The sequence below is a fragment of the Levilactobacillus acidifarinae DSM 19394 = JCM 15949 genome (assembly GCF_001434835.1).
Taxonomy (GTDB): domain Bacteria; phylum Bacillota; class Bacilli; order Lactobacillales; family Lactobacillaceae; genus Levilactobacillus; species Levilactobacillus acidifarinae.
Map to the genome: position 1 here is coordinate 412,765 of NZ_AZDV01000026.1, position 18,881 is coordinate 431,645.

18 protein-coding genes are annotated in these 18,881 nt (G+C 54.0%); 2 read left to right on the plus strand and 16 right to left on the minus strand.

What is annotated here, in order from left to right; all coding sequences use genetic code 11:
* Nucleotides 1-3: 3 nt before the first annotated feature.
* A complete protein-coding gene (gene parE / locus FD25_RS09705; protein WP_057803702.1) occupies nt 4-1,974 on the minus strand; it encodes a DNA topoisomerase IV subunit B in 1,971 nt (656 codons plus the stop codon).
* Nucleotides 1,975-2,233: 259 nt separating this feature from the next.
* Between parE and plsY the strand changes: the two genes are divergently transcribed.
* On the plus strand, nt 2,234-2,860 hold the full coding sequence (gene plsY / locus FD25_RS09710) for a glycerol-3-phosphate 1-O-acyltransferase PlsY (RefSeq protein WP_057803705.1): 627 nt from the start codon (nt 2,234-2,236) through the stop codon (nt 2,858-2,860).
* Nucleotides 2,861-2,910: 50 nt separating this feature from the next.
* Here the strand turns inward: plsY and FD25_RS09715 are convergent, their stop codons facing one another.
* The 12 genes from FD25_RS09715 to FD25_RS09770 form a co-directional block, all read right to left on the minus strand.
* Entirely contained in the window at nt 2,911-3,786 is an 876-nt protein-coding gene (locus FD25_RS09715) for an aldose 1-epimerase family protein (protein ID WP_057803707.1), read from the minus strand.
* A 75-nt stretch (nt 3,787-3,861) separates the two neighbouring features.
* A complete protein-coding gene (gene hslU / locus FD25_RS09720) occupies nt 3,862-5,277 on the minus strand; it encodes an ATP-dependent protease ATPase subunit HslU (RefSeq protein WP_057803709.1) in 1,416 nt (471 codons plus the stop codon).
* Between the two features lie 17 nt (nt 5,278-5,294).
* Entirely contained in the window at nt 5,295-5,837 is a 543-nt protein-coding gene (gene hslV, locus FD25_RS09725; protein ID WP_057803710.1) for an HslVU peptidase proteolytic subunit, read from the minus strand.
* 21 nt (nt 5,838-5,858) lie between these two features.
* Nucleotides 5,859-6,794: a tyrosine recombinase XerC gene (gene xerC / locus FD25_RS09730; protein ID WP_146999886.1), complete on the minus strand. Its 936-nt coding sequence runs from the start codon at nt 6,792-6,794 to the stop codon at nt 5,859-5,861.
* A gap of 106 nt (nt 6,795-6,900) precedes the next feature.
* Nucleotides 6,901-9,012 (minus strand): type I DNA topoisomerase, encoded by a 2,112-nt coding sequence (topA, locus tag FD25_RS09735; protein WP_057803713.1) that lies wholly within the window; start codon nt 9,010-9,012, stop codon nt 6,901-6,903.
* A gap of 134 nt (nt 9,013-9,146) precedes the next feature.
* Nucleotides 9,147-10,040, minus strand: a complete 894-nt coding sequence (gene dprA, locus FD25_RS09740) for a DNA-processing protein DprA (RefSeq protein ID WP_057803715.1) — start codon at nt 10,038-10,040, stop codon at nt 9,147-9,149.
* A gap of 44 nt (nt 10,041-10,084) precedes the next feature.
* Nucleotides 10,085-10,897: a ribonuclease HII gene (locus FD25_RS09745; protein ID WP_057803717.1), complete on the minus strand. Its 813-nt coding sequence runs from the start codon at nt 10,895-10,897 to the stop codon at nt 10,085-10,087.
* The gene (gene ylqF / locus FD25_RS09750) at nt 10,890-11,750 is read right to left on the minus strand and encodes a ribosome biogenesis GTPase YlqF (RefSeq protein WP_057803720.1); all 861 of its coding nucleotides are present in this window, start codon (nt 11,748-11,750) and stop codon (nt 10,890-10,892) included. Before ylqF ends, FD25_RS09745 begins: the two co-directional genes overlap by 8 nt.
* 208 nt (nt 11,751-11,958) lie before the next feature.
* A complete protein-coding gene (locus FD25_RS09755; RefSeq protein ID WP_057803722.1) occupies nt 11,959-12,180 on the minus strand; it encodes a YozE family protein in 222 nt (73 codons plus the stop codon).
* A 10-nt stretch (nt 12,181-12,190) separates the two neighbouring features.
* Nucleotides 12,191-12,808, minus strand: a complete 618-nt coding sequence (locus tag FD25_RS09760; protein ID WP_057803724.1) for a YpmS family protein — start codon at nt 12,806-12,808, stop codon at nt 12,191-12,193.
* A 15-nt stretch (nt 12,809-12,823) separates the two neighbouring features.
* The gene (locus FD25_RS09765; protein ID WP_057804321.1) at nt 12,824-13,741 is read right to left on the minus strand and encodes an SGNH/GDSL hydrolase family protein; all 918 of its coding nucleotides are present in this window, start codon (nt 13,739-13,741) and stop codon (nt 12,824-12,826) included.
* A gap of 81 nt (nt 13,742-13,822) precedes the next feature.
* On the minus strand, nt 13,823-14,674 hold the full coding sequence (locus FD25_RS09770; RefSeq protein WP_057803727.1) for a DegV family protein: 852 nt from the start codon (nt 14,672-14,674) through the stop codon (nt 13,823-13,825).
* Nucleotides 14,675-14,813: 139 nt separating this feature from the next.
* On the opposite strand from FD25_RS09770, the gene trhA reads away from it, so the two are divergent.
* On the plus strand, nt 14,814-15,455 hold the full coding sequence (gene trhA / locus FD25_RS09775; protein WP_057803729.1) for a PAQR family membrane homeostasis protein TrhA: 642 nt from the start codon (nt 14,814-14,816) through the stop codon (nt 15,453-15,455).
* 46 nt (nt 15,456-15,501) lie between these two features.
* Here trhA and FD25_RS09780 read toward each other — a convergent pair whose 3' ends face one another.
* The 3 genes from FD25_RS09780 to FD25_RS09790 are packed head-to-tail and all read right to left on the minus strand — an operon-like array spanning nt 15,502 to nt 18,866.
* The gene (locus FD25_RS09780; protein ID WP_057803731.1) at nt 15,502-15,993 is read right to left on the minus strand and encodes a dihydrofolate reductase; all 492 of its coding nucleotides are present in this window, start codon (nt 15,991-15,993) and stop codon (nt 15,502-15,504) included.
* 11 nt (nt 15,994-16,004) lie between these two features.
* The gene (locus tag FD25_RS09785) at nt 16,005-16,955 is read right to left on the minus strand and encodes a thymidylate synthase (RefSeq protein ID WP_057803733.1); all 951 of its coding nucleotides are present in this window, start codon (nt 16,953-16,955) and stop codon (nt 16,005-16,007) included.
* A 15-nt stretch (nt 16,956-16,970) separates the two neighbouring features.
* A complete protein-coding gene (locus FD25_RS09790; RefSeq protein ID WP_057803735.1) occupies nt 16,971-18,866 on the minus strand; it encodes an ABC-F family ATP-binding cassette domain-containing protein in 1,896 nt (631 codons plus the stop codon).
* Nucleotides 18,867-18,881: the final 15 nt, after the last annotated feature.

Genomic DNA, 18,881 nt, shown 5'->3' on the forward strand with positions numbered 1-18,881 from the left:
CCCTTAGGCTTGGTCCTTAGAATCGGCGCCCGTTAAGAAATCCTGGTCGTCGTCTTCCAAGGTAAACTGGACGTTATTTTCGATCCATTTCCGGCGTGGTTCCACCTTGTCGCCCATTAACGTCGTGACCCGCCGTTCGGCTAAGGCCGCGTCGTCGATCTGTACGCGAATCAAGGTCCGGTTGTCGGGATCCATGGTAGTTTCCCAGAGCTGTTCGGCGTCCATTTCCCCGAGTCCCTTGAACCGTTGGAGGTGATAGCCGTGGTTGGCGATCTTCTTGGTCTTGGCGACCAATTCGTCGTTGGTCCAGGCATAATCGATGGTGGCCTTTTTCCCGGTCCGTTGAATCCGGTACAGTGGTGGCAAGGCGATGTAGACCCGTCCCGCGTCGATCATTGGGCGCATGTACTTGTAAAAGAAGGTGAGTAACAAGATTTGAATGTGGGCCCCGTCGTCATCGGCATCGGTCATGATAATGATCTTGTCGTAGTTGGCGGAATCGATATCGAAGTCCGCACCCACGCCAGCGCCAATGGTGTAAATCATGGTACTGATTTCTTCGTTTTTCATGATGTCCGGTAGCTTGGCCTTTTCGGTGTTTAAGACCTTCCCCCGTAAGGGCAAGATGGCCTGAAACTTCCGGTTACGGCCCTGCTTGGCCGACCCACCGGCGGAATCCCCTTCGACTAAGAACAGTTCGTTCTTGGCCGCGTTCTTGGATTGAGCGGGGGTCAATTTTCCGGATAGGAGCCGTTCGTGACGCTTATGCTTCTTGCCGTTACGACTTTCGTCACGAGCCTTACGCGCGGCTTCTCGGGCCTGCCGGGCCTGCGTGGCCTTGCGGATCAACATTTTTCCGAAGTCCCCGTTTTCCATCAAGAAATAGGTCAACTGTTCGGCCACGACCCCGTCCACGACGGTCCGGGCTTCCGGTGTGCCCAACTTTTCCTTGGTCTGACCTTCAAATTGTAAGAGGTTTTCGGGGACTCGCAGTGAGATCACGGCGGACAGACCTTCCCGCAAGTCGGAACCTTCTAAGTTCTTATCGCGGTCCTTTAAGATGCCCACCTTGCGCGCGTATTCGTTAAAGGCCTTGGTCCATCCGCTGCGCATCCCCGCCTCGTGGGTCCCACCGTCCTTGGTCCGAACGTTGTTGACGAACGACAGGAGGTTTTCGGTGTAACCGTCGTTGTATTGGGCGGCTACTTCGACTTCGATGCCGTCCTTTTTACCGTCGAAATACAGGATGTCGCCCAGCGTATCTTTGTCTTCGTTGAGGTAACCGACAAACTCCTTGATCCCGTCTTCGAAGTGGTAAGCTTCTTCCCGTTCTTGCCCGGCCCGTTCGTCGGTTAAGGTGATTTTGACGCCCTTTAACAGGAAGGCCGATTCACGCAACCGTTCCGCCAGGGTCCCAAAGTTATAGACGGTGGTAGTAAAGATCTTACTATCGGGTTTAAACGTCAGCGTGGTCCCGTTATGGGCCCGTGTGTTACCTAATTTGTTTAACGTGCCTTGGGGGTGACCACCATCGGCAAATTTTTCTTGGTAGCGGACGCCGTCACGCACGATGGTGACCGTTAAGGCACTCGACAGGGCGTTGACTACGGAAGCCCCGACCCCGTGCAGGCCGCCGGAGGTCTTATAGCCCCCCTGGCCGAACTTCCCCCCCGCGTGGAGGACCGTTAAAATGACCTCGGGCGTGGGAATTCCGGAGGCGTGCATCCCCACGGGCATCCCCCGACCATGATCCACGACCGTGATACTGTTGTCGGCATGGATAGTCACGTTGATTTCTTTCCCGTAACCGGCCAAGGCTTCATCCACGGCGTTATCGACAATTTCGTAGACCAAGTGGTGCAGGCCCCGACTGTCGGTTGAACCGATGTACATACCCGGACGTTTACGAACAGCTTCCAATCCCTCCAAGACTTGAATGGAGGAGTCGTCATATTTTGGTTTTGCTTTCGCCATACGTAAATCTCCCTTTCGTTTCCAAACTCTTTTTGAGCGTACTCCCAGTTTACCGCAATGCGAACGTATGTTCAACTGAAGGGACCAAAGCCCCGCCGGGAGTAGCCATAACCACATTATCATACCACAGCGACCGCGAAACTGCCTAGCAACTCTTAGATTATTGGCGTTCCGGGTAAAACATGCTAAAATATAAAACAGCTTAATCGGTGACGCGACGAAATGCCCGTCACCACGCATAAGAGCGGAGGAATGCATTGTGAAACTCGTCAGCTTACTGGTACTCGCCTATCTGTTGGGGGCCATTCCCAACGGGGTATGGGTTGGTAAGGCTTTCTTTAAAACTGATATTCGTCAAGCCGGTTCCGGCAATATTGGGACCACCAATACCTACCGGGTGTTGGGGCCCTACGCCGGCACCGCCGTCATGGTTCTCGACATCGCTAAGGGGACCATCGCGACGCTACTGCCCACCTGGGGCCACGTCACCACCTTTCTGGGGACGGCCACCCCACTGCTTTTCGGCCTGTTTGCCATCCTGGGCCACACCGTTTCGATCTTCGACCACTTCAAGGGGGGCAAGGCCGTGGCAACTTCGGCGGGGATGCTTCTCGCGTACAACCCGCTGATGTTTGTTATCGCCGCGGGTCTCTGGGTCAGTCTGATTTACTGGACCAGCATGGTCAGCCTGGCCAGCATGATCGCCTTTAGTTTAATTACCTTGATTTCGCTATTTTTCCACGATATTTATCTAACGGGCATCGCGGTGATTTTGACCCTCTTTGTCTTCTACCGGCACCGCAGTAACATTCAGCGCATCCGGCAAGGCACCGAGTCGATGGTTCCGTTCGGTCGCGGCTACCAGCGCCGGCAAAAGAAGCCCTAAGGTCCGATACGACCAAAAAACGTCACCCCCGCGGGTGGCGTTTTTTCGTTTTAAAAGTAAGTGACTTGGTAGCCGGCCGCAAACTGCTGATGAGCGGGCAGGTGGTTAATGGCCACCTTAGTAGTCAAGTCACCGGTGGCGTTAACGTCGTCGGCTAGGCCCCACCAGGGTTCTAGGCAGACAAACGGTGCCTGTTTCGGATACGGCGACCAGATGCCCAGATACGGCGCCTTAACGGTCAAGGCCACCCCGTGTTCATCACGCGCGGTTCCCAGCATGACGGTCGTCTCGTGGTTGTCGAGGCTGAGGACCTGCGCGTCGTGGGCGAACAACTCGTGGTCTAAGGGTAACGGCTGGGTCAGGTCTAACGGCACGGGATGGCCGGTATCGCTGTACGGCCCGACTAAAGGCACCCGTTGGTAAATCTTTTTGGGCGCTACCGTGACCTGATAGTCCGTAAATTGGTTAAAGATGTCCCCTAGTGGCACGTTAAATCCAGGATGGGCGCCCAACGAAAATGGCAGTTCGGCATCGCTCGGATTATCGACCGTGAAGTTGACCCGTAATTGGTGGTCGACCAGCTCGTACTTAACGGTCAACGCGAAGTCAAACGGGTACTTTTCCCGCGACTGGTCGTCACTGGCGTAACGTAGCGTCACGGACGTCGGCGTGCGCGACCACAACCGAAATTCGTTATCGCGGGCGAACCCGTGTTGCGTCAGGTGATAGGTTTGGCCGTTGACGCGGTACTGATTATCCTGTAACCGCCCCACGATGGGAAAAAGGATTGGCGCGTGCCGGCCCCAGTAAACGGGGTTGGCCTGCCACATGTACTCGAGGTGGCTGGCGTTATCCTTGACGCTGGTAATTTCGGCTCCCTGGGGGTTGATCAAAACGGTTAAATAGGTATTGCTTAGGGTTAACATGGTGAGTTCCTCCCAACAATTATGTAGACCAAAGCCCCGACCGCAAACGATCGGGGGCTTGGTAAAAAGACCAGTTTAGAGAATGTAGCGCGACAGGTCCTTGTTTTGCACGATGTCACCAATCTTGTCGTTGACGTAGTTTTCGGTAATGGTGACGTCGCCCGTCCCCATATCCGGTCCTTCGTACAATAAGTCCTCCAACAACTTTTCGAGGACGGTCTGTAAGCGCCGGGCCCCGATGTTTTGATTTTCGTGATTCAGTTCAAAGGCCAGTTCGGCGATCCGTTCGATGGCCTCCATGGTGAAGGTCACCTTAACGTTGTCGGTCCCAATCAGGGCAATGTACTGCTTGACCAAAGCGTTGTTGGGTTCCGTCAAGATTTTAACGAAGTCTTCCTTGCTGAGGTCGTTGAGTTCCACGCGAATCGGGAACCGGCCCTGTAGTTCGGCAATCAGGTCGCTAGGTTTGGATTCGGCGAAGGCCCCGGCGGCGATGAACAGGATGTGGTCCGTGTCGATCGTGCCGTACTTGGTCTTAACCTGGGTCCCTTCGACGATCGGTAAGATGTCGCGTTGGACCCCCTCACGGGAAACGTCGCCACTGTTTTGACCACTACCCTTGGCGATCTTATCGATTTCGTCTAAGAAGATGATCCCGGTATTCTCGGCCCGTTGGATGGCATCGTGGTTGATATCGGCATTGTTAATCAACTTTTCGGATTCTTCGGCCACCAGAATTTCGCGGGCTTCGGCGACCGTGACCGTGCGCTTAATGCGCTTCTTGGGCATGATAGAGCCTAAGGTATCGTTTAAGTCGATACCCATTTGACCCAACATGTTGTTATCGGTGGCATTGGCCTGTTGCGGGTCGTCCATTTCGATTTCCACCATGTGGTTTTCTAGTAAGCCCTTGTTCAGTTGGTCGGACAGGGATAACCGTTCGTTACGAATGTCGTCGGTAACTTCTTCATCGGGTTGGTTGGGCATGGTGGGTGTCTGGCCGTTTTGCATCTGCGAGAACATGTTCATCATGTTGGCGAAGTCGTTGTTGTTCTTGTTTTCCTTCTTCTTCGCCGGAGCTAATAGCTTAACTAACCGCTTGTTAGCGGCTTGGACGGCGTCGGCGCGGACGTTTTTGAATTGGTCCTTCTTTTCCATGGACACGGCCACTTCGACTAAGTCGCGGACCATCGATTCAACGTCGCGGCCGACGTACCCCACTTCGGTGAACTTGCTGGCCTCGACCTTGGTGAACGGGGCGTGCACGATCTTAGCTAACCGCCGGGCAATTTCGGTTTTCCCGACCCCGGTCGGTCCGATCATCAACATGTTCTTGGGTGAAATTTCTTCCTGCATGGCCGCGTCAAGCTGCATCCGCCGGTAGCGGTTGCGTAAGGCGATGGCGATGGCCTTTTTGGCGGCGTCTTGACCAATCACGTATTGGTCGAGTAAGCTGACAATTTCTTTCGGTGTTTTATTAATGGCGTCCACAATCAATCCCTCGTTTCTTAGAGTTCTTCTGAAATGACGTTTTCGTTGGTAAAGATATCGATCCCACCGGCAATGTGAATGGCACTTTCGGCAATTTCTTTAGCCGTCATGTCGGTTGCGTGGTGGTGCAGCGCAGTCGCGGCGGCTAACGCAAAGTTTCCGCCGGATCCGATGGCTAAAATGTCGTCGTCGGGCGCGATGACTTCCCCGGACCCGGAAACCAGTAGCATTTCGTCCTTATCCATGACAATCAATAAGGCTTCTAGCTTCTGTAAGGCTTGGTCGGAGCGCCATTGCTTGGCGAGCTCGACCGCGGCGCGTTGAAGGTTGCCGCTGTATTCATTCAGTTGGGCTTCAAATTTTTCCTCCAGGTTGAAGGCGTCGGCGACACTGCCGGCAAACCCGACAACTACCTTATCGTTATAGATCCGCCGAATCTTGTGGGCGGTGCCCTTCATGATGACTTTTTCTCCCATGGTGACTTGGCCGTCACCGGCCATGGCGTTGTGCCCGTTATGACGAACGGCACAAATCGTGGTGGCTTCAAATTTTACTGGCATATGCTCCGTCTCCTTATCTGATTAACGGTGTTTCGGTTTAGTTTCCTTAGTTTCGGTCGCCCGCGGAAAGAACTGACGGTAGTCGCGCTGTAAATGTTCGCGCGTGACGTGCGTATAAATCTGGGTGGTCGATAGACTGCTGTGGCCCAGTAGTTCCTGGACCGACCGGAGATCCGCCCCCCGATTTAACAAGTGCGTGGCAAACGTGTGCCGCAACATGTGGGGATGAATGTCGGTGGTCAACGTACTGCGTTTGATGATCTGGTTGAGCAGGTAGGTGATGCCAGCCGCGGTCAACTGTTGGCCACGGTGGTTCACAAACACGTAATCGTGAGTCTGTTGATACTTAGTCATTAACGGCGTGCGGGCAACTTGGAAATACTGCTGTAACGCGTCACTGGCGTAGTGGCCAAACGGCACGTAGCGTTCCTTGTTGCCCTTCCCCTCAACCAACATCATCCGGTTGTCGAAGTCTACGGCGTTAAGCGTCAGGTTGACGCATTCACTGACCCGCATTCCCGTGCCGTACAACACTTCGAGGAGCGCGGAATCGCGCGTGGCCAGTTGGGCGTTGGAATTTTCCCCCGCCGCCGTGAACAGCGCCGTCATCTCCCGTTCGTAGAAAAAACGTGGCAGGTGATCTTGATGCTTCTTTAACCGTACGTAGGCGAACGGGTCGTCGCGAACCTCCCCGTTGCTGAGCAGAAAGTGGTATAACGACCGTAGCGTGGACAGTTTACGAGCGATCGTGGTCCGCGCGTAGTGCTGGTCGTACAGATGACTCAGGTAAACTTCGACGTCCAACTGGTCGATCTGTCCCCAGGGCTTGGTGCCCCCGTTAGCCGCCAAAAAGGTACAAAACTCCTGTAAATCTTCGTGGTAGGCCTTCACGGTTTCGGGCGAATACTGCCGTTCACCGCGCAGGTAGGTCATGAATCTGGTAATGGCATCCTGCACGTAACATCCCTCCCGCACCTGTAATGCTAGCAAACGATTTCAGAAAACACAACTAACTCGTTAAGCCCCAAAAAACGTAGGCCCAAGGGTCTACGTTTTTTGCGGATTATTTTTGCGGCGCTTCTTCGTAATCGCCGTTTGGACAAACGATTTGACTGCCACCGCGGATCTTCTTTAAGACCAGGTAGTGACCGTCCTTGGGACAATCCCGACCCACGGGCTTATCCCAAGAAACAAAGTCACAGTCCGGATAACGGGAACACCCGTAGAAAATCCGGTTTTTCTTAGATTTACGTTCGATGACTTGCCCCTGATGACAAACCGGGCAGGTCACGCCGATTTCCTTAACGATGGGCTTGGTATTGCGGCAATCGGGGAACCGGGAACAAGCGTAGAACTTCCCGTACCGCCCCATCTTGATCACCATGGGGGCCCCACAAATGTCACAGTCGAAACCAGCGGGTTCATCGCGAATCTGAATCTTCTCGATGGCGTCCTCGGCGTGAGCGACTTCCGTGGAGAAGGGCTTGTAGAAGTTGTCGATGACCTTGACCCAGTCTTGCTTGCCGGCCTCGATACCGTCCAGTTCGTCTTCTAGGCCGGCCGTAAAACCGACGTTAACGATGTCGGGGAAGTAGTCCTTGATGATCTTATCGACGATCTCACCTAATTCGGTGGGTTCAAACCGCCGGCCGACGAGTTTAACGTAGTACCGGCGTTGGATGGTGTCCAGCGTTGGCGCGTAGGTCGACGGCCGACCCACGCCGTTTTCTTCCAGAGCCTTGATCAGGTTGGCTTCGGAATACCGTGCGGGCGGCTGGGTAAAGTGTTGGGCCGGGTCGGTCTTGGCTAAGGTGACCTGGTCGCCGACTTCGAGGTCGGGTAACAGGTTATCCTTTTCCTTACCGTCCTTATAGATCTTCAAGAACCCTTCAAACTTCATCTTTGAGCCGTTGGCCCGGAAGGTCACGCCGTTTTGTTCGATGGTCACGGCCATGGTATCCATCACCGCGTTGGTCATTTGACTGGCCACGAACCGGTTCCAGATCAGCTGGTATAACCGGAATTGGTCCTTATTTAACCGATCCTTGAGACTGGCTGGCGTCCGGTAGACCGAGGTCGGCCGGATGGCTTCGTGGGCGTCTTGAGCGCCTTCAGGTAACTTGCCCTTGATGGGTTTCGTTGCCGCGTATTCGGCCCCGTACTTTTCGTGCAGGAAGGTGGAGGCTTCGTGCTTTGCTAAACTCGAGATCCGGGTGGAGTCGGTCCGCATATAGGTGATCAGCCCCTGGGTACCTTCCTTGCCCAAGTTGATCCCTTCGTAGAGCTGTTGGGCGGCCATCATGGTCTTGCGCGTCCGGAAGTTGAGCTTCCGGTTAGCGTCTTGTTGCATGGAACTGGTGGTGAACGGTGGTTGCGGGGAACGTTTCCGTTCCTTACGCACCACGTTGGTGACGTCGAAGGCCTGGCTCTTGTCGAGCTGACTTAAGATGGCCTGCACGGCGTCGTTATCCTTTAGGCCGTGCTTCTTGCCCTTTAACCCGTAGAAGCTGGCGTCAAATTGGTGCCGGGACTTCTTAAAGTCCCCGTCAATGGTCCAGTATTCTTCGGGCTTAAAGGCCTTGATCTCGTTTTCTCGTTCAATGATCAGGGCTAAGGCAATCGATTGGACCCGCCCGGCACTCAGACCCTTTTTAACCTTCTTCCACAACAGCGGTGAGATGGAATACCCCACCAACCGGTCGAGAATCCGGCGCGCCTGTTGGGCGTTGACTAAATCCATGTCGATGGTCCGCGGCGTCTTAAAGGCTTCCTTAACGGCGTCCTTGGTGATTTCGTTAAAGGTGACCCGGTTCTTATCGGTCACATCTAAGTTTAGGATGTGGGCCAAATGCCAGGCGATCGATTCCCCTTCCCGGTCGGGGTCAGACGCCAGGTAGACGGCTTTGGCCTTCTTGGCTTCCGAACGCAAGCCCTTGATGACGTCCCCTTTGCCCCGAATGGAGATGTAGTGCGGGTCGTAGTCGTGGTCAAAATCGATGCCCATGGAACTCTTGGGCAAATCGCGCACGTGACCTAGACTAGGGACCACCTTATAGGTCCGGCCTAAATACTTTTCGATGGTCTTGGCCTTGGCGGGCGATTCCACAATCACTAATTTTTTTTGCGTTTTTTTTCGTTTATGGGTGCTGGTCTTGGTTGTTGCCTTGGTTGGCACTGCGCATTACTCCCTTAACTAGTTGGGACGAGAGCCTACTGATACCGGGGTTCCCCGTCCTAACAGATTTATTTATCTTGCGAGTGACAGGCTCGCGAATCTTTTCACTATAATCCCACACATGATATTTCAAGTCAGGGGCGCTTGTCAACTAAAAGTTCTTCCATTATATGTTCCGAATTAAGGATTGGCTTGGCTCCCGCCAGGATTAATTCGTTGGTTCCCACCGAATTCTCCCCGTCGATATTGCCCGGCACGGCCAAGACGTTGCGGTTTTCCTGTAACGCAAAATTGGCCGTGATCAACGACCCCGAGTGGTGGGCAGCCTCCACCACCAGAACGCTTTGACACAGACCGGCGATAATTCGGTTGCGTTCCACAAAATGGTGCTTGGCGCCTTTAGCAGCCCAGGGATACTCCGATACGACCAAGTGATTTTGACACAGTTGATCCATTAACGCTCGGTTCTGGGCCGGATAACAGCGCCCCAGACCGGTGCCGATGACCGCAATGGTGGCACCGCCGTGGGCCAAAGCCACCTGATGGGTCAACGTATCGACCCCCTGGGCTAACCCCGAGATGAGACACACGCCCTGCCGACTAACTGCCGGTAGCAGCTGGCGCATGGCCCGAAACGCGTAGGCCGTGGGATGGCGGGACCCCACGACGGCTAACGGTGGCCGTCGGACCAGGTCCAAGCGCCCCTGAAAATACAACACCACGGGTGGCTCGTAAATCTCCTGAAGTAACGGCGGATACGTCGCGTCGACCAAGGTGACCGCCCGGCATTGCGTTAGACTGGCGGTTACCCGTTGCGCTAAATCGGTGGAAAAGACCTGACGACGTAACGCCGTGGCTCGTTTGGCGGGGAGGTTCACGGCCGCCAGCAAATAATCGAGTGTCTCGGGGGTTAGGGGTAATAACTGGGGATGGTCAACCAGCCAACGCCAACACACCAAAGCACTGTGACGACCGACACCGGTCATTAAGGGAAAACGCAATAAAAAATCACGGAACGTTAAGGGCATTTCGCCCACCTCCTAAGAAATTAGCTTTAGGAGTAATTCCGCGATTAATCGCTCATTATTTGCCGTACCGGCGCAAAACTGCGGCGGTGAATCGGGGTGACGCCCAGTTTTTGCAGGCCCGCCAAGTGTTCGGCGGTGCCGTACCCGGCGTTTTGGGCGAACCCGTACCCCGGGTAGAGCTGGTCGTAGCTGACCATCAGGTGGTCCCGGTAGACCTTGGCCACGATACTAGCCGCCGCCACACTGGCGCTCTTGGCATCCCCCTTGATCAGCCGTGTTTGGGGTAAGGCCACCGGAATCTGCATAGCGTCGACGATCAGGTGATTAGGCGCCACGCCCAACCCCAACACGGCCCGCTGCATGGCCACTCGGGTCGCCTGGTAGATATTCAGTTGATCGATCAGTTCCCGACTGGCGACACCGATACTGACGGCCTGGGCCCGGTCTAAAATAATCGGGTAGAGCCGTTCGCGTTCCTTAGCCGTCAGTTGCTTGGAGTCGTTGACCAGTGGGACGTCAAAGTCTGGTGGCAGAATCACCGCGCTGGTGATGACGGGCCCGGCGAGTGGTCCGCGCCCGACCTCGTCGATGCCGGCGACCAACTGCCCAGCTTGCCAGAAACGCCGTTCGTAGTGCAACCGGTGTTGAAAGGCTGCCTCGGCGTCGGCTTGTTTGGCCAACCGCCGTTGAATCTGCTGATAAAGCTGTTGGGCGCCCTTGCGCGGGTCAGCCCGCAGCTGAGTCAAACGCACGTCGGTGGCCGTAGTCACGTCGTGCAGGTCCTGACGCAGCTGCGCCAAACTGGGACGTTTAGGGGTTGGGCGATTGGTCTGGTCAGTTTCGGTAGTTTTAGGCATTATCACCACCGGCTTTAGGGGCTCGGTCCAGCGTAAAGCCACCGAGTTTCTTATGCCGGGCATCCAAAATCAGGCGTTCACTGGCCCGTTCGTAATCGTCACGCATCCCCAGGTTAGCGGTGATCTTCATCAATAGGTCGACGTCACTTAATTCGAGGTCGGCAGCAGTCAGCCGGTAACGTTCCTGTAGCGCGTCAGCGTGATATTGCCGGAAGAAGCCCAAGGCAAATAGGGCCACGTCGTCCTTAGCGTAGAGCTTTTCTTTAATGGCCCCGGTGAGGGCTAATTTTAGCGCCATACTTTGATCCTTAAACTTCGGCCACAAGATACCGGGGGTGTCAAGCAATTCTAGGTGGTTGCTGGAACGCAACCACTGTTGCCCCTTGGTGACCCCCGGCGTATCGCCGACTTGAGCGGCCTTGCGCTGAACTAAGTGGTTCAGTAACGTGGACTTCCCCACGTTGGGCACGCCGACGGTCATGGCGCGCACGGGGCGTTCTTTGAGTCCCTTAGCCTTTTCGTTGGCCAGCTTGTCGGCCAGGATGCTTAACGCAATCTTGGTGATCTGCTTGGGGGTCACGTTGGCCCGAGAATCGATGGCGATGGCCGGTTGATTCTGTGACCGATAGTAGGCTAACCAGGCCGCCGTCTGTTGCGGGTCGGCGAGGTCCTTCTTGGTTAAAATGATTAAATGGGGTTTGTGTTGACTGATCCGGGTGACTTCCGGATTCCGGGACGCCGCGGGGATCCGGGCGTCGACCAGTTCGAAGACGATGTCGACCAGGTGGACGTTTTCTTCCATCTGCCGAATCGCCTTGGCCATGTGGCCGGGAAACCATTGAATGGTACTCATAAGTTGGACTCCTTTGTGGATTGTTTTTATTTTAAGCGTGAGGCTTTAGGGGTGGCTACCGAACAAGTTGGCGGGCACCCTTCAGGTCGAACGATTAGGTCCTAAACCAGCAAGCCCTATTCTACCATTTTTTGCCGGTAGGTCACCAGTTTTCCCGGTGCTAACCGGAAATCAGCAAAAAAGGACCTGCTCGTCACAGATCCCTTCGTTATGCCAGAAAATCCTGGTACAGCCGCCAAGCGTCGTCAAAAACGGTCATTGACGGCAGATAGCTGGCGTTTTCTTCTAAATATTTAGACAACTCGTCAAACTCGGTTTCCTGTTTGGGAAACGCGCTGTCTAAAAAAGCGTTGTTGGCAAACGTCGCGACCGGGTCATAACTTTCCGGATTACGTTGCGTCATCAAAAACTGATAAAACGTTTTGGGCATGGGATACCTCCTACTTAGCGGGAATCCGGGCTTGGAAGACGAACTTCCCCGGGCCCGACAAATCAATCTTTTTAGCCGCATACGACAACTTCTTCCCGTTGCCGATTCGCGTCAGGTGCAGCGTCATGGTCTTTTTGCCACTGTCCATGGCCACCCATTTAGGTAGCGGATAGTTTTTGGCGATATAATTCATCACAAAACTAACGGGAACCGGTAACGACCCGATGGATAACTTCTGGGCAGTCAACTTGACGTCACCGTTAGCCAGTACCGTGGGCTTAAAGAGTAACGCGAAGTTCACGTTGGCTCCCAAAACCTCGGTGGACCCCGTCAACATGGCGTGATCGGTCACCTGGAACCGGTACTTGAGTGATTGACCGGATAACGACTTATTCACGTAGTAGTCAGCTAAGGCGTTGACCTGTTTCTTGTTTAACGTGAGATTGATGTTGGTCGTGGGGCCGCTAGTCGGTTGGGCCGTGGCGGCCACCTTGGTCGGCGCTAAGGCCTTGACCCCGACAAAAACCAGCGCAACCACGATGAGAGTGACCAACGTGATAACCCCCGTTTTCCACCAGTTATGTGTGGTGGACGGTTGGGGATTGGACCGCTTAGGATCTTGTGTCATTAAGTTGAACCTCCCTTACTTCCGTAAACATTGTTGATGGGTTTGCATTTTAGCAAATAATTTCTGGGTCATCAACCGGTAGCCCTTGGCGTTCGGGTGGAAATGGTCCGCCGGCGACAGATAATGGTTCAGTTCCGTACTGCTGTCACTGGCGAGAATCTGTTTCTGGAAACTGGCGACGGATAGCTCACCGTCGTTAGACTTCTGAGCTTCACGCTTGAGTTGGGCCTGCTGGGTCACGGATTTAAACTGACCGACCGATAACGCCCGGTTGATGTCGACCACGTACAGGTGCCGTTGTGACCGCACGGTGCGTTGCGTCGTGGCGTTCCAATTGTCCACCGCGTTCGTAATCTGTGTCAGGTTGGCGAAGTACACGTAAATCGGATTATAAATAGTAAACAGGTAAATTGGTGCCTGCGGATTGTAGCGCCGGACCGTTCCCAAAAGACGGGTTAACTTCTTGGCGTAGACTTTCTCGGCCTGCGTCAACTGCCGGTTCAAACGAGACTGTTGATTGATCGTGACGTTTTGGGTCAACGTTTGTAAGAGATCGTTCCCCCCGACCGTTAAGGTGATGGCCTGAGCTTTAGCGACCTGGTGTTGCATCTTTTCGCTGGCCACCAACCGTTTTTCAATCTGATCGCTCCGGTCACCAGCCAAGCCGTAATTGTGCATTGTAACCTTGACGTGGTCCGTTTGCCGAATCTTCGTCGCAATTCGGCCGGTGTAACCGCCCTTTTTCTGCTGGTCGCCGACCCCTTCGGTCAACGAGTCCCCCAGTGCGACAAGCCGAACCGTCGAACGGCGATTCGTGGTAACGGGACGCGTGGTTTGAACGGTCCGAGTCCCGGGATGCCAATAGGTCAGTGCCACGATGGCCACCAAAACGACTAAGATGCCAATTCCGAGCCACCGACCGAAGTGTTTCATGTTTTTCAAAGGTTAAACCCCCTCGATAAAGAAAAAGCGGTGACTAAGGCCACCCCTTTCTCGTGTCATGCTTGTGTTGATTTATTTAGTCGGGTCCGTGTAGTACATTAAGGCAAAGGCCCCGGGCCCACCGTGCGTCGCGATGATTGGCACCGTTTCTCGCACTAAAATCTCTTTATTCGGTAAAAACTCGTGAATGTGCTGTTGGACACTGTCCACGCTGTCGTAGGCTTCGACTTGAGAAATCCCGATCGACATGATGTCCGGTGTTTGTTTCATCTGGTCGTAGACCTTACTAAAATACCGGTCGATGGTCTTCATCCCGCGACCCTTCGCCCGAATCTTCAACTGACCGCCGGTGACTTCCAACACCACCTTGATGTTCAGTAACGCCGTTAACATCCCCGCGGCCCGACCTAACCGGCCACCCTTCAAGATGTTTTCCAACGTCACGATTCCCATGAAGAGGTGAGTGTTGTTCCGTACGGCATCGGCCCGCTGTAAGATGGCCGCTTTATCGGCACCCTCAGCCGCCAATTTAGCCGCTTCGATCACCTGAAAGGCCAGGGCCTGATCCGTAAACTGACTGTCGACCACGGTGACGTCGGTCTTGGACAGGTTAGCGGCTTGTTCGGCCGCGTGGATCGTGCCACTGATGGCCTCTAGCATGGTAAAGCAGATGACACTGCTCCCGTCGGCCCCCAGCTTATCGAAGGTTTCGACAAACGACCCTAACGGTGGCTGACTCGTCTTCGGTAAGGTTTTCGACGTTTTCATTTTATCAATAAATTCTTTATTCGTAATCGACTCACGTTCCACGTAGATCGTGTCGTCGATCATCACCGTCAACGGGACGATGGTGATGTGGTAATCTTGGATTTGTTGGTCGGTCAATCCGGCCGATGAATCCGTGACGATTTTAATGTTAGCCATGGAGATCCCACTCTTTCTGACCAAAAATTTGGTTTATGCTACAATATGCATAATGGAACATACGGTAACAGTATAGCAGAATTATCTGCTTTTTTCAGCTGTCGTCCCGTAAATCGCTTAATTAAAAGGAGGATACTCATTGCAACCATCACGGAGTCGTACCTATAACATTGTCAATGAAGTCCTGAATGCCGTGACCCACGGGATTGGTGCCGGTCTTAGTATTGCTGGTTTGGTCATCTTATTGCTGCAGGCTCACGCCAAGGGCGGGGCCTTACGAATGACCACGTTTGCCATCTACGGGGCCATCATGGTCTTATTTTACTTAGCCTCCACGCTCTTCCACAGTCTGGTCTTCACGAAAGCGTCGCACGTCTTTCAAATCTTTGACCACTGTGCCATCTACTTGTTGATTGCCGGGACCTATACGCCTTACAGCCTATTGGTCATCGGCGGTTGGCTAGGCTGGACCATGTTCGGCGTGATTTGGGGGATGGCCGTTCTCGGGATCATCTACAAGGCCATCTGGCTGGGCCAACACCAGATTCTTTCCACCATCATCTACGTGGTGATGGGCTGGATGTGTCTCCTGGGGATTAAACCCTTACTTACGGGCTTAGGTCCCGTGGGATTTGGCCTCCTCTTCGCCGGTGGGGTCGCCTTTACGGCCGGAGCCGTTCTATACAGCTTTAAGGGGGTCCCCTTCGGCCACGTCATCTGGCACCTCTTCGTGATGCTGGGGACCGGCCTCATGTACTTCTCAATTCTGTTATACGCTTAAACGGACAAAAGGGTCGCTCACGTGCTTACGTGGGCGACCCTTTGCTTTAACGCCGTTCAAACTGTTCAAAAACGTAGTCGTACGGATTAGCGGCGTCACGCACCCCGACCTGTTCGCCGATTTTGACGAACTGGGTGTAGTCGATGGCCGGCATCCGGGTGTCCCCGGGAAAGTCAGCATCGATGGTGGTCCGGTACAACCGGTCAACGTCGGGCAATAGTCCGGCAAACAATTGTGCGCCCCCGACCACGTAGAGTAAGTCTTGCGGATGCGCGGCGGCGTATTGGCGCACGGCCGCTAACGACCCCAAAACCGTCACGTTGGCCGGGAAGTCACTGGCCGGCCGGTGGCTCACCACCACGTTCGTCCGGTGCGGTAGTGGTCGCCCAAACGACGCGAAGGTCTTGGCACCGGCAATGACGGTCTGGCCGGTCGTCGTGGTTTTAAAGTAGTGCATGTCGGCCGGAAGGTGCCACGGGAGGTGCCCATGATACCCAATCACGCCACCGTAACTTTCGGCCCAAAGATAAATTAGCATGTTGAGTCCTCCTACACGGCAACGGGGGCCTTAATGGCAGGGGCCGGGTCGTAACCGGTCACCTTAATATCGGCCATGTCGTAATCGAAGATACTAGACTTGTCCGGGTTCAACCACAGCTGTGGCGCAGCTTTCGGTGTCCGAGCCAGTTGAGTTTTAACCTGGTCCAAGTGATTCTTGTAGATGTGGGCATCCCCTAAAGTGTGCACGAAATCGCCCACTTCAAGCCCGACTTCCTTCGCAATCAGTGACGTCAACAACGCGTAGCTGGCAATGTTGAACGGCACACCCAAGAAGATGTCCCCGCTACGTTGATACAGCTGGCAACTAAGCTTACCGTCATTGACGTAAAACTGGTAGAGCGTGTGACACGGCGGTAACGCCATGGACGGCACGTCGGCGGGATTCCAAGCCGATACGATCATCCGCCGTGAATCGGGATGGGTCCGTAAGGTCTGAATCACGTTGGCGAGTTGGTCGATGGTTTCACCGTTGTGTCCCTGCCAGGCCCGCCACTGACTCCCGTACACTAGACCCAGGTCGCCGTAGTGGTCACCGAAGGCTTGGTCGGTCAAAATTCGCTCGCAAAAGGTCTTTTTTTCGGCCTGGTATTGCTGGTTAAAGGCCTCGTCGACCAAAGAACGGCGGCCGAAGTCGTGCATGTCGGGACCGTGGTAATCGGGACTGTCCACATAGCGTTGAAAGGCCCATTCGTCCCAGATATGGTTATGGTGCTGGAGTAAAAAGCGAATATTGGTATCGCCCCGTAAGAACCATAAAAGTTCCGACTTAATCAGACCAAACGGCACCTTCTTAGTGGTCAGTAACGGGAACCCTTCTTGCAAGTTGAACCGCATCTGATAGCCGAATAGACTGACGGTCCCGGTACCCGTTCGGTCGGTTTTCTCGTGGCCCCGTTCCAGGACCGTTCGTTCCAAGTTTAAATAAGCATCTTCTAACATTGCCGTGATTTCCCCCTAGTCCGTGGCGTACTCGCTCAAATACTCCCAACGAGCGACCTTTTGATCCAACTGTTGATCCAAATCGTCTAATTGTTGTTGCAGGTCGGCGAGTTTATCGTAATTGGCACCATTTTCGTTCATGGCCTGCTGCACGGTGGCCTTCTTCGCTTCGAGATCGTCGATGACGCCCTCGATGCCTTCCCATTCCTTCTGCTCGGCGTAGGTCAACTTGACCTTCTTTTTAGCGGTCGAGGCCGCCGGTTGCTCCGGCTTCGGGGTCGCCTTGGGCTTCGCTGCGGCGGGCTTATGGCTCGGTTTTTGTGCCGCCAGATAGTCGCTAAATTGACCGGAGTACCGTTCAATTTGACCATTGCCGTCAAAAATCAACAGGCGATCGGCCACCTTATCCAGGAAGTAGCGGTCATGGGAAACCGTGATGACGGTCCCCGCAAACTGCGCGATGTAATCTTCCAAAACCGTCAGGGTACTAATGTCTAAATCGTTAGTCGGTTCGTCAAGCAGGAGCACGTTCGGCTGTTCCATAAGAAGTTTTAACAGGTACAACCGGCGTTTTTCACCACCAGAGAGTTTCCGGATTAACGTGCCGTGCATGAAACGGGGAAACAGGAATTGTTCCAGTAATTCGGTCACGCTGACGGAGTTACCTTGTTTATCCGTCACGTTTTGGCCGACTTCCGACAGATAATTGATCATCCGTTTATCTTCGGGAATCGGTTCAATCTGTTGGGTGTAGTAGGCCATTTTAACGGTCTCACCCACATCGATGATCCCCGAATCCAGCGGGAGTTTCCCGGCGATTACGTTGAGTAGGCTGGACTTACCGGCCCCGTTTTCACCACTGATCCCGATGCGTTCGCCCCCCTGAATTAGGTCACTAAAGTCCTTCAAAATCAGGTGGTCCCCCAGACGCAGATTAGCGTCCTTTAATTCGATCACCTTTTTCCCGAGGCGTTGTTGGCCCAAGGAAATGGAGACGTTTTGTTGGACCTGCCGGGTGCCCTGTTGACTCGCTAACTCGTGGAACCGGTTGATCCGCGCGTTTTGCTTGGTCGACCGGGCTTTGGCCCCCGCCTTCATCCAAGCTAATTCCTGTTGGTAAAGCCGTTTAGACTTCTGTTCGGCGCCGGCCTCTTGGGTCACCCGCTCCGCTTTTTCTTGAACGTAGGCTTGGTAGTTTCCGGGATACTGGTATAGTTTTCCGAAGTCCAGTTCCCAGATTTGATTGGCAATCTGATCCAGGAAATACCGGTCATGGGTCACGACCAGTAACGCACCCTTGTAGGTGGTCAGGTACTGTTGTAACCAGGCAATGGATTCAAAATCCAAGTGGTTGGTCGGTTCGTCGAGCAGTAATAGATCCGGTGATTGAATCAGAATTTGGGCCAAACCGACCCGCTTAACCTGCCCCCCGGAAAGCGTCTTGATCGATTGTGACAGATCCGTGATCTTCAACTGGGTCAAGATCGTCTTAACGTCGCTTTCGGCGGTCCAGGCATCTTCTTCGTTCATCTTGGCTTCGGCGTCTAGGTACCGTTTCTGGGCCTTAGCGTCCTCGGGATGTTGCCCGTAAGCCGCCAACGCCGCTTCGTATTGGCGAATCGTCACGAAGACGGTCTGGTTCCCGGAAAACACGGCGTCCATCACGGTGAGGTTTTCGTCCAGTTCCGGCTTTTGGGTCAGGTAACCGATAGTGTAGTCTTTAGGCGTACTGATGGTACCAGTCTGATCGTTATTGACACCGGCCAGCGTATTCAACAGTGAGGTTTTCCCACTGCCGTTGACCCCGATTAACCCGATGCGGTCGTGTTCGTTGATGATGAAGTTTAAATTATCAAATAGCGTTTTTTCACCGTAAGTTCGGTGTAAGTTTTCTGCACGTAAGGTTTGCATAAATTTTCGTCACTA

Bases quoted from the DNA above. Each gene is read 5' to 3' on its own strand.
- parE (WP_057803702.1), bottom strand. From the start codon at position 1,974: ATGGCGAAAGCAAAACCAAAATATGACGACTCCTCCATTCAAGTCTTG.
- FD25_RS09715 (WP_057803707.1), bottom strand. From the start codon at position 3,786: ATGTTAACCCTAAGCAATACCTATTTAACCGTTTTGATCAACCCCCAG.
- hslV (WP_057803710.1), bottom strand. From the start codon at position 5,837: ATGCCAGTAAAATTTGAAGCCACCACGATTTGTGCCGTTCGTCATAAC.
- dprA (WP_057803715.1), bottom strand. From the start codon at position 10,040: ATGCCCTTAACGTTCCGTGATTTTTTATTGCGTTTTCCCTTAATGACC.
- FD25_RS09745 (WP_057803717.1), bottom strand. From the start codon at position 10,897: ATGCCTAAAACTACCGAAACTGACCAGACCAATCGCCCAACCCCTAAA.
- ylqF (WP_057803720.1), bottom strand. From the start codon at position 11,750: ATGAGTACCATTCAATGGTTTCCCGGCCACATGGCCAAGGCGATTCGG.
- FD25_RS09755 (WP_057803722.1), bottom strand. From the start codon at position 12,180: ATGCCCAAAACGTTTTATCAGTTTTTGATGACGCAACGTAATCCGGAA.
- FD25_RS09760 (WP_057803724.1), bottom strand. From the start codon at position 12,808: ATGACACAAGATCCTAAGCGGTCCAATCCCCAACCGTCCACCACACAT.
- FD25_RS09765 (WP_057804321.1), bottom strand. From the start codon at position 13,741: ATGAAACACTTCGGTCGGTGGCTCGGAATTGGCATCTTAGTCGTTTTG.
- FD25_RS09770 (WP_057803727.1), bottom strand. From the start codon at position 14,674: ATGGCTAACATTAAAATCGTCACGGATTCATCGGCCGGATTGACCGAC.
- FD25_RS09780 (WP_057803731.1), bottom strand. From the start codon at position 15,993: ATGCTAATTTATCTTTGGGCCGAAAGTTACGGTGGCGTGATTGGGTAT.
- FD25_RS09785 (WP_057803733.1), bottom strand. From the start codon at position 16,955: ATGTTAGAAGATGCTTATTTAAACTTGGAACGAACGGTCCTGGAACGG.
- FD25_RS09790 (WP_057803735.1), bottom strand. From the start codon at position 18,866: ATGCAAACCTTACGTGCAGAAAACTTACACCGAACTTACGGTGAAAAA.